Raw genomic sequence first — 14,327 nt, 5'->3', positions numbered from 1 at the left:
AGGGTGCTGATGTCGGCGACGGCGGCCTTGACGACATTGGTGGCGGACTCAAGCCGCTCCTTTGCCTCGCGCCCCTTTTCCAGGGCCTGGTCGGCATTGCGCTGCTGATCACGCAGCGAATGCACATAAACATCCAGAGCGCCGGCGGCCTGGTCGTAGGAACTGTGCAGTTTCTGCACCTGGCTGGCCAGGTCGCCCAGCTTCTCCCGGAGTTTGTCCATCGTCTTGCCCTCGCCGGTCTGGTTGTTCTCCAGACCGGAGACGAGGGGCAGGGCGTCGCCCGCGTTGTCCGCTACGGAGCGGTACTGGCGGGCCAGGTCTCCGAGCATGTCCGCATCGCCGGGGGTCGGGTCGTCCGAAAACCCGAAAACGTCTTCCCAATCGGACACCGCTGGACGCGCCATGGCCGCGACCTCACTTTCCCTGTGCTGCGTCGGTCGTGTCGGCTGCGCTCGTGTCGGCCGGGTCTGCCGTGTCGGCCGGGTCGCCGAAACGGAGCGACTCCGCGATCGCGTCGAAGACCTCGTAGAACTGTTCCGTCAGATCCACGTTGGGCGTGGAGCTGGCGATCACCAGGTAGTCGTGGGTGTTGGGCACCTGGACGAGGGTGTGCCGTACCGCGGTGGGCACCCGCTTCCCGTGGTACTCGATGTCCTCGATACGGGAGATCCGCCCGGCCGCCCCGGCATGCGGGAGTTCCACCAACTCCACCTCGCCGACCGGCAGTCCACTGCCCTCCGCATCGGTGCCGAGCTGCACGCCGGCCGCCATGACGAGGTCCGCCAGATCCTCCGACTGCTCCTCCGGAACGGAGATCCGCAGCACCACCGTGGTGGCGCTGAGCACCAGCGGCCCGCTGCCCGCGCGCAGGATCCTGATCATCCCCGACGCCCGCAGCGCGCCCTTCGCATGCGCCTCGCGGGCGATGCGCCGCGTATCGCGGATCAGCCCGTCCACCCGCTCGCGGGTCAGCTGCGGGGCCTTCTCCACCTGCGCCTCGATACGGCGGCGGATCGACGCGTCCCGGGTGCTCGGGTCGAGGTCGAGCTGCCACCACGAGTCGGGGAACCTCAGGCTGTACTCCGCGGGCGGGGCCGCCTCCGGCCGCTCCGTGGTCGGTTCCGTCATGGCGCTGTTCCCTTCCGCGCGACGTGTGTCGTCACGTTTCGTCACGCGTCCTGCTTGTCTTCGTCGAGCGACTTGACCGTCTCGTCGTCCGTCTGCGTGAAGTTCTCGGCGATGGTGTCCGTGTTGTCGGAGAACTTCTTCACGTTGTCGTGAACGCGCTCGTGACCCGCCACCCACGCCTTGTCGAACTCGTCGAGGGCGTCCGCGAGCTTGCTGTCGCCGGCCACGCTCTTGAAGTCCCCCGAGCCACCGGCGGCGTGGTAGAGCGTCGCGGAGTTCCCGATCAGGTCCCCGATGTTCTGGAGCTCCTTGACGGTGTCCTTCAGATCCTGCACGGGAACACTGATGCGCCCCATCGGCGTCTCCTGTCCTCTCCTCTTCCTGTGCCAGCCGCCCGGCCCCGCCCTCACAGGGAGGGCGGGGCCGGGCGATGCGGGGTGCTTCAGCCGATGGAGCCGGCGGTCTGGTCGTCGGTGTCGACGAACGCGTCGGCGACCTGCTGGATGAACTCGCTGACACCCTGCAGACCCTCGATGGCCTTCTCGGTGCCGTTCTTGTACTCCTCCCAGTACGGGCGGAACTTGCTCTCCGAGCCGGGCGTCGCGTAGGCCGCCTCGACCATCTCGTCCATCTTGGTGTTGGCCTCGTGCAGGCTCTGCTGCATGAGTTCCTTCTGGTTCTGCAGCCAGGTGGACGCTTCGCGCATCTCGTCGGGGCTGATCTTGATGTTGCCGCCGGCCATCTCGGTTCCTTCTCTCGTCTCGATTCGCCCGCGGTCCTAGATCCGCGCACACCGGGGTCTACGGGGCACCCAGCCAGGCGGTTCATGGCTGTTGCGGAACAGTGACGAAAGGGCCCGGCTCCGAGGCGGCGGCGCCCACTGGGAACTGTGACGCGGAACTACGAATACGTCGTAGTCCTGAGTCACAGTCCTGGGTCACAGTCCAACGGCCGACGTGTGGAGGCGCGGCCGACGCGCGCTCTCACGAGCCTGCGGTGATGCGTTGTGATGTGGAGAGCCCCGAGCCCACCCTCACCGTCTCGGATCTGCACGTGGTGATGTGCTGTGCGCGGTGCACTGTCACCTGTACGCGGTGCTGAGCTGCACTGTTTCGTGGGGAATCGAACCCCCGCGTTGCTCTTCACGCGCCAGGAGTGGGCCGGGAATCCGCCGCCCCTCGGTGTGTGCACGCCTCCGACACGGCTACCTGCTCCACATCGACATGACCTCCATGGACTGGCCTATCCCAGCTCCAGCAGATCAACCTCCCAGTTCGCGCGCTGAATACGCACGTCGATCTCACGGATCTCGCGCGCGAGAACATCGGCCTGCGCACGCAGTTCGCCGACCGACAGCGCGGACAGCATCACCAGCTCGGAACGCAGCTGCCGACCGTAACCCCGCGTACCCGAACCGGCGGCTGCGTCCGCCGCCGCAGTGATCACTGAATGACGCAGCCGGAGCACGTCCCGGCGTGCGAGCGCGTCGGTGAGGGTGCCGTCCTCACCGACCCGCACTGCGGCATTGGTGCGGTTGATCCGCCGGATCAGCAGCTCCAGACGGTCCAGCACCTCGCCGACCTCGGCCAGCAGCCGCGGCGCGTCCTCCGCGGGCGTCTCGCCTTCCTGATAACGCGCACTGTCGACGACACGCGACCGCAACTGCTCGACCCGCCGCGTCGCATCCGCACGCTCTGCCAGCGCCTCAGCCAGCTTCATCCACTCCACCCCCGCTCGTAGTTGGCCCGACCGACACTACGGACGCACACTCTGCGAAACCACGGAATAACCGGCTCGCGGCTTGCGGCTTGCGGCTCACGGCCCGACGGCAGAGGCGCTCAACGAGTGCCTGGGTCCAGGGGGAGTCGCACAGCCCCGACATCGGCCGCTATGCACCTTCGACGAAGTGGTCGAACTCTCCGGCCCGCACGCCGAGCGTGAAGGCGTTCCACTTCTCCTGCGTGGTGGTGACGACGGTGCCAGGCGCGGAGGTCTCACGCAGGTACACCAAGTCGCCGTAGCCGAAGGCGATTTCGACCCAGGACCCGGGGCCCGGGGCAGGTGGCGTCGTCGGCGGCGACATGGACGCATGAATCGCCCTCTTGGGCCCGGCGCGGTTACCCCGGGGCGGGACCGGATGACGCGGCGCGAGCCCCGTCCGGGCGCGGGCGCCGAGCCGGTGTCACGATTCCGGCCGCGCTCGCTGCCGATCAGGGTGGGTGGGCCCGCCACATGGTCATGCCGTCACCCGGCGACGAACCCATCGACCGGCGAGGTCTTGAGCGCCCCCGGCAGGACTCGAACCTGCGGCCAAGCGCTTAGAAGGCGCCTGCTCTATCCACTGAGCTACGGGGGCCGGTGTGTGGCCGGTGGCTTGGTCGGGGATGTGGGGTGATCCGTGACCTTGCCGGGACAAGGATAGGGCTCCCGGGTCCCTGTCCTTGCTGCTTCGCCTCCGCGGCACGATGTGGAGGTTCAGTGAAGCGGTCCCGATAATCGCAGGTGGGTACGAATCCTGCAGCGCTTTTGGCTTCATACGCCTCGGGTGTTGTGCACTCGTTATGCCTGCGTCCCCAGTCGCCCCTTCCGTCCCGCTGTGTGCTTCCTGTGCCCTATCGCGTAACTTATCGGCGCGCAGGCGTGGTCATATGCTTCATAAAGCGGCCAAAATTGGGCATTCTTCACGTGTGGTGACCTTGGACGTTCGGCCTCAGCTGCTCGACGCACTTACCGCGCTGCGCGACCGTGTCGCCGCCGCGCGCTTTCCGCTCCCGCTCGCGGGGGCGCCACGCGCGCGTGCCAACCGCGGCGAGCTGCTCGCACAACTCGACGACTATGTGGTGCCCCGCCTGCGGGCTCCCGAAGCGCCACTGCTCGCCGTCGTGGGCGGCTCCACGGGCGCCGGGAAGTCGACACTCGTGAACTCGCTCGTGGGGCGTGTCGTGAGCGAGGCCGGGGTACTGCGGCCGACCACACGTACTCCCGTGCTTGTGTGCCATCCGGATGACCACCACTGGTTCTCCGGGGTGCGGGTGCTGCCCGACCTCACGCGCGTGTGGATGCCCAAACAGGCCGATGGCGGGCTGGAGGGGGAGGGCGAGGAAGAGGATGACCTCGAGCCTGTTCCCGACGTGGAGGAGCGGGTGCTGCGCGTGGAGACCTCGGGGGTGCTGCCGCGCGGGCTGGCGTTGCTCGATGCCCCCGACATCGACTCGCTCGTCGCCGAGAACCGGGTACTCGCCGCACGGCTGATCAGCGCCGCCGACGTATGGGTCATGGTCACCACCGCCTCCCGGTACGCCGACGCCGTGCCGTGGCGGCTGCTGCGTACCGCCAAGGAGTACGACGCGTCGCTCGTCACCGTGCTCGACCGGGTGCCCCACCAGGTCGTCTCCGAGGTCTCCCGGCAGTACGGCGCGCTGCTCGCCAAGGCCGGGCTCGGCGAGGTGCCCCGGTTCACCGTGCCGGAGCTGCCCGAGTCGACGGGGAACGGCGGGCTGCTGCCCGCGACCGCCGTCGCCCCGCTCCGTGCCTGGCTGACCCACCGGGCCCAGGACCCGGAGGCGCGGGCCCGCGCCGTGGCCCGGACCGCCCGCGGCACGCTCGACTCGCTGCGCGCCCGGATGCCCGAACTGGCCGCGGCCGTCGCCGCCCAGCACTCCGCCATGATCCGGCTCACCTCCGCCGTCGAGGACGCGTACGAGAACGAGCACGCACGCGTACTCGAGCGTTTGCAGGAGGGCGGTGTGCTTTCGGGGAACGCCCGGAAGCACTGGCGCAGTTACCCGGCGGACTGCGCGGCCGGTGAGCTGCTCGGTGCTCTGGTGGAGAATCTCGGCTCCCTGTTGGCGTGTGCGGTGACCGCGGCCGACGAGCGGGTCGACGAGGCCTGGCGCCGTGAACCCGGCGCGCGCGCCCCCGAACTACGTAGGCGGGATTCCGAGTCCGAGACCGCCGAACAGCGGATCGGCCTTGTCGTACGACGTTGGCGGCGAGTGCTCGAGGAGTACGCCGAGGACGAGGTACGGGCCGCCGCCCAGACCATGGACGGCTCGCCGCCCGACGCCGAGGCCGTCGCGGCGCTCGTCGCCACCGGGCTGCTCGGCGGCCGTCGGGGCAAGGCCGCGGGCGAGAACCTCGCCGAGCGGATCGGTGCCCAGGGCGCCCTGCGGCTGCGTGATCGCGGCGGGCAGCTCCTGAGCGAGTACCTGGACACCGTGCTCGGCGCGGAACGCGAGCGTCGGCTCGCGCCGCTCGACGCGCTCGACATCACCCCCGAATCCCAGGCCGAGTTGATCGCGGCCCTTTCGCTGCTGCAGAAGGAGAGGTGAGGGCGCTGACCGCCGTCACGGATCAGACCGATTCCGATCCCGATTCCGATTCCGACCCCGGTTCCGATTCCGATCCCGACTTCAGGGGTCCTGGCGATCCCGTCGATTCCGTCAGCTCTGTCGATCACGACTGTTCCGTCGACGACTCCGATCTGACGGATCTCGCGGACAACCTTGGGGACACGTCAGGGGCAGGGGCAGAGGGCGATGCCGTAGCTGCCGGGGGTACGGGGGTTCCCGAAGGGCGTACGGAGTCCAGCCCCTGGGATGACGGTCTCATCGCGCGGCGCGTCGCCAAGCAGGGCGGCGAGGTGGCGGTGCCGGCCGGATCGGGGACGTACGACGGGCAGTTGAAGCAGCGGCTCGACGCGCTGCGGGAGCTCGTCGGGCTCTCGCGCACCCGGCTCAACGGGGCGGCCCTCGCCGAGGCCGGGCAGGTGCTCGACGAGGCCGCGGCCCGGCGGAGGCTGTCGTCCCGGCACACCGTCGTCGCCATCGCGGGGGCCACAGGGAGCGGCAAGTCGACGCTGTTCAACGCCCTCGCGGGCGTGCCGCTTTCGGAGACCGGTCTACGTAGGCCCACCACTTCGGCGCCGATCGCGTGCAGTTGGACGGACGGGGCCGCCGGGCTGCTCGACCGGCTCGGGATCCCCGGGCGGGCGCGGCGGCGTCCCGCGCAGCAAGGGCAGCAAGGGCAGCAAGGGCAGCAGGGGCAGAACGGCTCGCAGGGAGAGGCGGCGCTGGACGGGCTGGTCCTCATCGACCTGCCCGATCACGACTCCGCCGCGCTCGAACACCGCGACCAGGTCGACCGGGTGCTCGGCCTCGTGGATGCCGTGGTGTGGGTCGTCGACCCCGAGAAGTACGCCGACGCGATGCTCCACGAGCGCTATCTGCGGCCCATGGCGGGGCACGCGGAGGTGATGTTCGTTGTGCTCAACCAGGTGGACCGGCTGCCCGGTGACGCCGTCGAGCAGGTCCTGGACGATCTGCGCCGGCTGCTCGACGAGGACGGCATCGCGCTCGGCGAGCACGGTGAGCCAGGTGCCACGGTGCTCCCGATCTCCGCCCTCACCGGTGAGGGCGTGGACGACCTGCGCGACTGCCTCGATCAGGTCACCACCGAACGCCGGGCCGCCACGCGCCGGATCGGTGCCGACGTCGATGCCGCCGCCGACCATCTGAAGCAGATGTACGCGACAGGGCGGCACAGCGGGCTGAGTGAGGAGGCCCGAGAGGAGTTCGCGGACCGGCTCGCCGAGGCCGTCGGCGCCGCCGCCGCGGGTCAGGCGGCCGGGCGGGAGTGGAGCCGGGGCGCCAACCGGGCCTGCGGAACCCCGTGGCTCAGGCTCTGGCGCTGGTACGAGGACCGGCGCGCGGTCGGCTCGACCGGCACGGTCCCCGTGGTCCCCGCCGACGACGAGGTCACGGCCAGGCAGCGCGTCGAGCACGCGGTGCGGGTGGTCGGCGACGCCGCTGCGAACGGGCTGCCCGCCGCATGGGGACAGGCCGTGCGGGAGGCCGCGACGCGGGGCGGCGAGGGGCTGCCCGAGGCGCTCGACGAGCTGGCGTCCGAGGGTGTGTCCGATGGCGTGCCTGGTGTTGTGTCTGGTGCCGTGTCAGGTGTCGTGTGCGGTGCTGCGTCCGGGTATGCGAAGCCGGAGCTTGGGGCCGGGCGGCCGCCGCGGCCCGGCTGGTGGCCGGTCGCGGTGTTCGCGCAGGTAGCCATGACGCTGCTGCAAGTTCTGGGTGTGCTGTGGCTGTTGGGGCAGGTCGTCGGGGTCTTCTCCACGAATCTGGGCGTGCCCCTGTTGCTGGTGCTGGCGGGGCTCGTGGGCGGGCCGTGCGTGGAGTGGTCCTGCCGTATGGCGGCGAAGGGGCCGGCGCGCCGGTACGGGCAGGAGGCCGAGCGACGGCTCAGGGACGCGGCGGCGGCCTGTGGCAGGGCGCGGGTGCTGGATCCCGTCGCGGCGGAGCTGCTGCGGTACCGGGAGGTGCGGGAGCAGTACGTACGGGTGGCCGGGGGAGTGACCGGGATTTCCACAACCCGCGGGTAGGACACAGGCGTCGGCGGGGATCGCGGCGCGGGGGCAATCTGTGATCGCGGCTCGGGAAGGGCTCGGGCCGCGCACGGACGTCCTGGCCGATGGGGCCGGGCGGGGGGCACGGGAGGGGTTCCGGATGAGCAGCGAGACGATGGTGACCGTGGTGGGGAACGTGGCGACGACACCGGTGTTCCGGGAGTTGCCGACGGGGCCGGTCGCCCGGTTCCGGCTCGCGGCGCACACGCGCCGCTTCGACCGGGTGCAGAACGTGTGGGTGGACGGGCACACCAATTTCTTCACGGTCTGGGCCTGGCGCGCGCTGGGGACGAATGTGCAGAGCTCCCTGGCGCTCGGTGAACCGGTCATGGTGCAGGGCAAGTTGAAGGTGCGGGACGAGGAGCGGGGCGGGCAGCACTGGACGTCGGCGGACATCGAGGCGGTCGCGATCGGGCACGACCTGTCGCGCGGGACCTCCGCGTTCCGGCGGGTGCAACAGCTCCGTGCGGAGGGCGCGGCGCGGGGTGATTCCTCGCGGGCCGATTCTCCGTGGGGCGCTTCTCCGCAGGGCGATTCTCCATGGGACGTTACGAAGCCGGGCGCGGCCAAGCCGGGCGCGGCGAAGCCGGATGGCGCGAGGGCGGATGGCGTCAGGCCGGGCGGGGTGGGCGCGTGGCCTGACGTCGACCCCGGCAAGGCGGCGGGACGGCAGCCGGCCGAGGCTGAGCCCGACTTGGCGGGGCCGGGGCCGGAGCCGGAGCCGGAGCGGGAACCGGCCGAGCTCGCCTCGGCCGTGCCCGAAGTGGCCGAGCCGCAGCCGGTTGGGTGACCGGTGGCGTAACCGGTGGCGTAACCGTGGTCGAGTCGCTGGCCGTCGGCTCCCGCACGCGGGGCGATTTGTCGATATGCCCAGCTCGGAAACGGTGTTGGCGATAACGATTGCGATTCGGATCGGTTGCCGGAAGGCGGCTTCGGGGATCCCCGAAGATCATTTCCCTAGGATGCCGAGCGTGACTCCTGGGCTCGTCGGGACCTCTGCGCATCAGGTGCAGCGACGGGTCAGGGGAGCAAGGGCCAGCCGAATCACTGTGGTTGGCGTTGATTCTGCCGGCGGGACACCACCCCCCATGTGACCATCCGTCCCGCCTGAAGGGGAATTTCGTGTTTTCTGTGTGCTCACGGACCGTTCGGCGTGGACGAGGCGCAGCCCGTCTCGCCGCGGCGGCCCTGATGTCGGGACTCATGGCGACAGGGGCGATATCCGGCGCGGGCGTCGCGCAAGCCGACGACGGCGCCACGGAGCAGAGAGGTGCGAGCGCCACTCTGACCGGCCTGGAGACGTACGACGCGGCCGTGATCCACGAGGCCGGGAAGGACGAGAAGGTGTCGGCGGGCCTGTTCCGGATGGCCGTCGATGACGGCGGGTCGCTCCAGACGTACTGCGTCGACGTCCACAACCCGACGCAGCCGGACGCCAAGTACCAAGAGACCGCATGGGCCGGCACGTCGCTGCACGACAACGCGAACGCGGGACGCATCCGCTGGATCCTGCAGAACTCGTACCCGCAGGTCAACGATCTCGCCGCGCTCGCCCGCAAGGCGCACGCGGGGAGCCTCACCGAGCAGGAGGCCGCGGCCGGAACCCAGGTCGCGATCTGGCGCTACTCCGACAAGGCCGATGTGGACGCGGTCAGCCCCGCCGCGGAGAAGCTCGCCGACTATCTGCAGCGCAGCGCGCGTGACCTCGCGGAGCCGCGGGCCTCGCTGACCCTGACCCCGCAGGCCGTCTCCGTGCGGCAGAGCGACGAGTCATCCGCCGATCGTGTGGATACGGATACGGGTGCGGATGCGGATGGCCAGGGGGACCCGGACGCGGATGCGGAAGGCGGGGACAGGGTCGGCCCGGTCACCGTGCACACGAACGCCGACAGCGTCACCGTGCTGCCGCCCGCCGAGGCCGCCGCGAGCGGGGTGCGGCTCGTCGACGAGAAGGGCAAGCCCGTCACCACCGCGAAGGACGGCAGCCGGCTCTACTTCGACGTACCCAAGGGGGCAAAGGCGGGGTCGGCGGAGCTGACCGTTCAGGCGTCGACGACGGTTCCGGTCGGCCGGGCCTTCGCCTCCGACACCAGAAGCCAGACGCAGATCCTCGCGGGCTCCAGCGAGTCCACGGTCTCCGCGACCGCGACGGCGACCTGGGCGAGCGCGGGCGCCGTGCCCGCGTTGTCCGCGCGGGAGAACTGTGAGAAGGGCGGCGTCGACATCACGGCCGCCAACAGCGGGGACGCGCCGTACACGTTCACGCTCATGGGCACCCGGTACACGATCCCGGCCGGGAAGACGCGGACGGTGACGATACCGCTGCAGGAGGACCAGGCGTACGACTTCACGATCAAGGGGCCGCACGGCTTCGAGAAGCGAATACGGGGCGTGCTCGACTGCGCGACGACCTCGGCTGTGGGTTCCACGGCGGGCGGTGGTCTGCGGACGCAGGCGACGACACAGCCGAGCCCCGCCTCCGTCGGTGGTACGGGCTCCGGCAGCGACACGGACCTGGCCGAGACGGGCAGTTCGAACGCGACGCCGATCATCGCGGGCATCGCGGTGCTGCTGGTCCTGGTCGGCGGGGCGTCGATCGTCCTGGGCCGCAAGAAGAAGTCGCCCGGCGACAGCTCCGGCAGCGACTCCGACCAAGGCTCCGACCACGGCTCCGATCACGCCTCCGAATAGGCGCCCTGCCCCCGTGCCACCTGCGCTGTCATCCACATGTCAACGGGATGTGATCACCGGTGCCTAGCGTCAAGTGTGTTGGTTGACCGGCACGTTCACGACGTAAGGGGGATCGCACATGTCGACAAAGCGCATGTCGAGGAAGAGCAGGGCGGCGGGGGCGGTTCGCGCCGTTGCCGTGGCGGCGGTGCTGACCGCGGGTAGCGCCGTCGCGTTCGCGCCGGCCGCGCACGCGGACGGAGCGGAGCACTACTACATCGAGATCGGCGGCACCGGCCCCACGGAGAACAAGGACGGCTGCCCCAACACCAACTCCTCGTACGACGCCGCGAACAACGCGTTCGGCCTCGGCGCCTCCGCGATCAAGGTGTGCTACCCGGCCTCCGCCGGCCCGATCATCGGCCCCTCCGGCTCGCTCATCGAGCCTTCCGGGAAGGTCAACCCCGAGGCACTCACCTCGCCCACCTACGACGCCAGCGTGCAACTGGGCATCGAGAGAGGGCTGAAGGCCGCGCAGGACACCCACAACGCGCACCCCGACGCCCAGCTCACGATCACCGGCTACTCGCAGGGCGCCCAGGCGGCGGACGTGGTGCTCCAGCAGATCGCGAAGGGCGACACGGGTATTCCGAAGTCGCAGGTCGACGGCATGCTCTACGCCGACCCGATGCAGCCCGACACCGGTTTCGGGGCCAAGGTGCCCAAGGGGCTCGGCATCCCCGGCATCGCCACCGCGCCCGGTGCGGGGCCGGTGAACTTCGACGGGGTCCCGGTCAAGCGGTTCTGCATCGTCGGGGACCCGGTGTGCGACTTGAGGTCCGTCACCAACGCGCCCGGGTACTTCACCTTGCACGACAAGTACCCGGCGGTCGCCATCCCCAAGAGCCTCAACCAGACGGGCCAGGACGGCGTCCAGTGGCTCAACCAGAACGGCGACCCGGTGTAGGACTGCCGGGCCGCTACGGGGGAGCAGGACGGGGGAGGTGGTCCGGCCGGTTACCGCCCGGCCGGACCATTCCCGCCCCGTCCCTGTCCTTCTCCGCCTACCCGTCCCGTTCCCGGTCTTCGGTCGGCGAGGTCGCCGCGGTCGCCGAGGTCGTCCAGGACGCGGGAGATCCGCGCCCGGTTGGACTCGGTGTCGGGGAGGGCGGTGCCGCGTTCGAAGAAGTCGCGGGACCCGGACAGGCCGTCCGCCACGGCCTCGTGCCAGAGCAGCCGGTGGCGTAACGCGATCTCCGGGGCGGTGTCGGTCGCCTCGTCCAGGACGGTGCGTGCCCGGCGCCGGAGATCGGCGGCCGCCGCCGGGTTGCCCAGGTCCGCCTCGGCCGTGGACAGCCTGTCGAGGGCGGCGGCGTACAGGGGAACATCGCCGAGACGCCGGGCCAGGCTCTCCGCCTTCCCGAGGGAGCCGACGGCCTCGGCGGGCCGCCCGAGGTCGAGTTGGAGACCGCCGAGGCGGAGCAGGGTCTTGCCGAGGAGTCGGGGGCTGCCCGCCTTCTCGGCCAGGGCGATCGCCTTCAGATAGCGGTCGTACGCCTTGTCGTGCTCGCCGAGTTGGTGGTGCATGTCGCCGGCCCGCGTCATGATCGAGCCGGTCAGCCAGTCGTCGTGCGTCAACTCGCCCGCCAGGCGCAGGACTTCGGCGAAGTGTTCCATGGACTCGGCGATCCGGCCCTCCAGATTGGCGAAGGTCCCGAGGCCGGCGTAGGCGCGGGCCTGTTCATGGTGGTCGTCGGCGCGGCGGCTGATGTCCAGCGCTTCGGTGAACCAGGCACGGGCCTCGCCGTATCGGCCCTGGACACCGTACGTAATGCCGAAGCCGATGCGCAGCGCGCTGTCCATCCGCCGGTCGGTGGCCTGTTCGAGCAGCGGGAGCAGCATCTCCAGCGCGGTGCGGCACTCGTGGAACCGGCCCTGCCTGGTGAGGTAGTCGACCAGGCCCTCGGCGATCCAGCAGGCCTCGTCCACCCGACCGGCGGCCACCGCCTGAGCGACGACGTCGACCAGTTCGCCGCCCGCCTCGTCCAGCCAGGCCGTGGCCTCTTCCCAGCCCGTGAAGGGGCCGGTGCCCTGGGGGCCCGTCGGGGTGGACGAGGTTCCCCAGTCGCTGGCGCAGCGGGCGGCGGCGACGTACAGCCGGAACACCCGCTCCCGCGCCGCCGAGGCCTCGGCGGGCGATCCGGCGGCGACGCGGCGGGCGTAGACGGCCACCAGGTCGTGCAGGCGATAGCGGTCGACGGTCACCCGCTGCGCCAGGCTCGCGTCGGCCAGGTTCTCCAGGGCGCGCTCGGCGTCGGGCGGCGGCCGGTCGAGAAGGGCGGCCAGCGTCAGCCGGTCGAGACGCACGGTGGGCGAGAGGCCAAGGACGCGGAAGGCGCGCTGCTCGGAGTCCGGAAGCTGCGCGTAGGAGACTCCGAACGCGGCTTCTACGCTGCGGTCCTCGACCGCGAGTTCGTCGAGGCGCCGCTCGTCGTCGGTCAACCGGGCCGCCAGCGCCTCCACCGCCCAGGGCGGACGGTCCTGGATCCGCGCCCCGACGATCCGCAACGCGAGCGGAAGCCGCCCGCACAAGGTGGCCAACTCCCGTACAGCGACGCGCTCGCGGCCGACGCTGGTGCCATCCCCCGCCTCCTTCTCCGTCCCGTCCTCGCGGCCCACGATGCGGGTCAGCAGGTCGGTCGCCTCGTCGATGCCGAGAGGGGACAGCGAGACCCTGCGGTCCACGTCGAGGCCGGTGAGCCGCCGACGGCTCGTCACCAGCACCAGGGAGCCGGTCCCCGCGGGAAGCAGCGGGCGCACCTGTTCGGCGCGGGCGGCGTCGTCGAGTACGAGGAGCAGCTGGAGGGAGGCCGTGGCCGCCCGCCATGACGCGGCCAGCTCGTCCAGGTCCTCGGAGTCCTGCCCCTCGCCGGCCCCCACGGCTCGTAATAATCGGCGCAGAACGCGTTGCCGCCCCACCGTCGCGCGGTCCTCGCGGTGTCCGTGCAGCTCTACGAAGAGGCAGCCGTCGGGGTACCGGTGGCGCAGGGCCCGTGCCGCGCGTACGACCAGGGAGGTCTTCCCGACGCCTGCCATGCCGTCGACCGCCCGGACGGTGATCTCCCGGTCGTCGGCGGGCGCGACGAGCAGCTGATGCTGGCGCTCACGGCCGGTGAAGTTGCTGGTGTCGACGGGCAGTTCATAGCGCGCGCGGTGCTTGCGGGGGGAGTCGTCGGGACGCCGCGGAGACACGGTCGACCGTCCCCGTACCGCTGCCGCCACCGCGACTCCGGCCTCCTCGCCACGGAGCACCGCCGCGTGCACCTGTCGAAGTTCGGCGCCCGGCTCCACGCCCTGCTCGTCGACCAGGCGGCGGCGCACGGTCGCGTACACGTCCAGCGCGTCGGCCTGCCGGTTGGCGGCGTGCAGGGCGCGCATGAGCAGGGTGGCCAGCGCCTCGTTGTAGGGGTGGGCCGTCGTCAGGGAGAACAGTTCGGCCAGGGCGTCGGTGTGCCGCCCGGAACGGAGCTGGCAGTCGGCCTTCTCCTGCACGGCCAAGAGCCGCTGCTCCGCCAGCCGCAGCCGCTCCCCTTCGGCGAAGGGCCCCGGTATCCCGGACAGCGGCTCCCCGTGGAACAGCTCCAACGCGCGCGACCACGCGTCCACGGCGGCGCCCAGGTCTCCGGAGGCTTGCGCCGCACGCCCTTCGGCGGCGGTCTCCTCCCACCGCGCCACGTCCACGGACGTACTGCCCGGGACGAAGCGGTACCCGCCACGTACGGTCTCGATCACCGAACCAGCAGAACCAGCGGCGTCCAAGCGGCGCCGTAACCGATGCACGTACACCGGGATCACCCTGTTGCCCGTGCCGGGCGGCTCCGTCCCCCACACGCCGTCGAGCAGCTGCTGCCGGCTGACGGTCCTGCCCGGCCGGAGCAGCAGGGCGACGAGCAGGGCCTGTTCACGTACCGGCCCGAGCTCGAGACCGTTGTCGCCCCGCCAGGCCTGGAGGGGGCCGAGCAAAGAGAAGCGAAGTTGCTGGGTCGGGTCCGGGGCCGTGGGCAACTCGCTCGGAATCGGCACGCGGCGAGCGTACCCACGCCCTCCCCACCCTTCA

At 70.9% G+C, this 14,327-nt stretch carries 11 protein-coding genes, 1 tRNA gene and 1 pseudogene; 5 read left to right on the top strand and 8 right to left on the bottom strand.

The genetic code is table 11. The features are described from left to right. The 7 genes and pseudogenes from ACWD2L_RS29275 to ACWD2L_RS29245 form a co-directional block, all read right to left on the bottom strand. A pseudogene (locus ACWD2L_RS29275) lies at positions 1-404 on the bottom strand (hypothetical protein); the annotation flags it as partial. Positions 405-414: 10 nt separating this feature from the next. After that, on the bottom strand, positions 415-1,128 hold the full coding sequence (locus ACWD2L_RS29270) for a hypothetical protein (protein ID WP_351342861.1): 714 nt from the start codon (positions 1,126-1,128) through the stop codon (positions 415-417). 41 nt (positions 1,129-1,169) lie between these two features. Then, the gene (locus ACWD2L_RS29265) at positions 1,170-1,484 is read right to left on the bottom strand and encodes a hypothetical protein (RefSeq protein ID WP_351342859.1); all 315 of its coding nucleotides are present in this window, start codon (positions 1,482-1,484) and stop codon (positions 1,170-1,172) included. 86 nt (positions 1,485-1,570) lie between these two features. Continuing rightward, positions 1,571-1,870: a WXG100 family type VII secretion target gene (locus ACWD2L_RS29260; RefSeq protein WP_326015071.1), complete on the bottom strand. Its 300-nt coding sequence runs from the start codon at positions 1,868-1,870 to the stop codon at positions 1,571-1,573. Between the two features lie 500 nt (positions 1,871-2,370). Continuing rightward, a complete protein-coding gene (locus ACWD2L_RS29255; protein WP_351342857.1) occupies positions 2,371-2,847 on the bottom strand; it encodes a DIP1984 family protein in 477 nt (158 codons plus the stop codon). A 169-nt stretch (positions 2,848-3,016) separates the two neighbouring features. Further along, entirely contained in the window at positions 3,017-3,211 is a 195-nt protein-coding gene (locus ACWD2L_RS29250; protein WP_351342855.1) for a DUF397 domain-containing protein, read from the bottom strand. 200 nt (positions 3,212-3,411) lie between these two features. Continuing rightward, positions 3,412-3,484, bottom strand: a tRNA-Arg gene (locus ACWD2L_RS29245). Positions 3,485-3,815: 331 nt separating this feature from the next. Between ACWD2L_RS29245 and ACWD2L_RS29240 the strand changes: the two genes are divergently transcribed. The 5 genes from ACWD2L_RS29240 (at position 3,816) to ACWD2L_RS29220 (ending at position 11,177) form a co-directional block, all read left to right on the top strand. Continuing rightward, positions 3,816-5,459, top strand: a complete 1,644-nt coding sequence (locus tag ACWD2L_RS29240; RefSeq protein WP_351342853.1) for a dynamin family protein — start codon at positions 3,816-3,818, stop codon at positions 5,457-5,459. Next, the gene (locus ACWD2L_RS29235; protein ID WP_451192250.1) at positions 5,408-7,516 is read left to right on the top strand and encodes a GTPase; all 2,109 of its coding nucleotides are present in this window, start codon (positions 5,408-5,410) and stop codon (positions 7,514-7,516) included. The genes ACWD2L_RS29240 and ACWD2L_RS29235 overlap by 52 nt, the downstream gene beginning before the upstream one ends. A 124-nt stretch (positions 7,517-7,640) precedes the next feature. Then, entirely contained in the window at positions 7,641-8,330 is a 690-nt protein-coding gene (locus tag ACWD2L_RS29230; RefSeq protein WP_351342851.1) for a single-stranded DNA-binding protein, read from the top strand. Positions 8,331-8,731: 401 nt separating this feature from the next. Then, positions 8,732-10,231 (top strand): TQXA domain-containing protein, encoded by a 1,500-nt coding sequence (locus ACWD2L_RS29225; protein WP_351342849.1) that lies wholly within the window; start codon positions 8,732-8,734, stop codon positions 10,229-10,231. 118 nt (positions 10,232-10,349) lie between these two features. Then, entirely contained in the window at positions 10,350-11,177 is an 828-nt protein-coding gene (locus tag ACWD2L_RS29220) for a cutinase family protein (RefSeq protein ID WP_351342847.1), read from the top strand. 50 nt (positions 11,178-11,227) lie between these two features. Here ACWD2L_RS29220 and ACWD2L_RS29215 read toward each other — a convergent pair whose 3' ends face one another. Further along, complete coding sequence (locus ACWD2L_RS29215; protein ID WP_351342845.1) at positions 11,228-14,293, bottom strand: AfsR/SARP family transcriptional regulator; 3,066 nt, start codon at positions 14,291-14,293, stop codon at positions 11,228-11,230. Positions 14,294-14,327: the final 34 nt, after the last annotated feature.

It is taken from the genome of Streptomyces sp. NPDC002754 (assembly GCF_053592315.1).
Note: the sequence above shows the minus strand (reverse complement) of the source record. Positions and strands in the feature narration are given on the sequence as shown.

What these genes read in the sequence shown, in the direction of transcription:
- ACWD2L_RS29265 (WP_351342859.1), bottom strand. Translation starts at nt 1,484, where the DNA reads ATGGGGCGCATCAGTGTTCCCGTGCAGGATCTGAAGGACACCGTCAAG.
- ACWD2L_RS29225 (WP_351342849.1), top strand. Translation starts at nt 8,732, where the DNA reads ATGTCGGGACTCATGGCGACAGGGGCGATATCCGGCGCGGGCGTCGCG.
- ACWD2L_RS29270 (WP_351342861.1), bottom strand. Translation starts at nt 1,128, where the DNA reads ATGACGGAACCGACCACGGAGCGGCCGGAGGCGGCCCCGCCCGCGGAG.
- ACWD2L_RS29250 (WP_351342855.1), bottom strand. Translation starts at nt 3,211, where the DNA reads ATGTCGCCGCCGACGACGCCACCTGCCCCGGGCCCCGGGTCCTGGGTC.
- ACWD2L_RS29220 (WP_351342847.1), top strand. Translation starts at nt 10,350, where the DNA reads ATGTCGACAAAGCGCATGTCGAGGAAGAGCAGGGCGGCGGGGGCGGTT.
- ACWD2L_RS29255 (WP_351342857.1), bottom strand. Translation starts at nt 2,847, where the DNA reads ATGAAGCTGGCTGAGGCGCTGGCAGAGCGTGCGGATGCGACGCGGCGG.
- ACWD2L_RS29230 (WP_351342851.1), top strand. Translation starts at nt 7,641, where the DNA reads ATGAGCAGCGAGACGATGGTGACCGTGGTGGGGAACGTGGCGACGACA.
- ACWD2L_RS29260 (WP_326015071.1), bottom strand. Translation starts at nt 1,870, where the DNA reads ATGGCCGGCGGCAACATCAAGATCAGCCCCGACGAGATGCGCGAAGCG.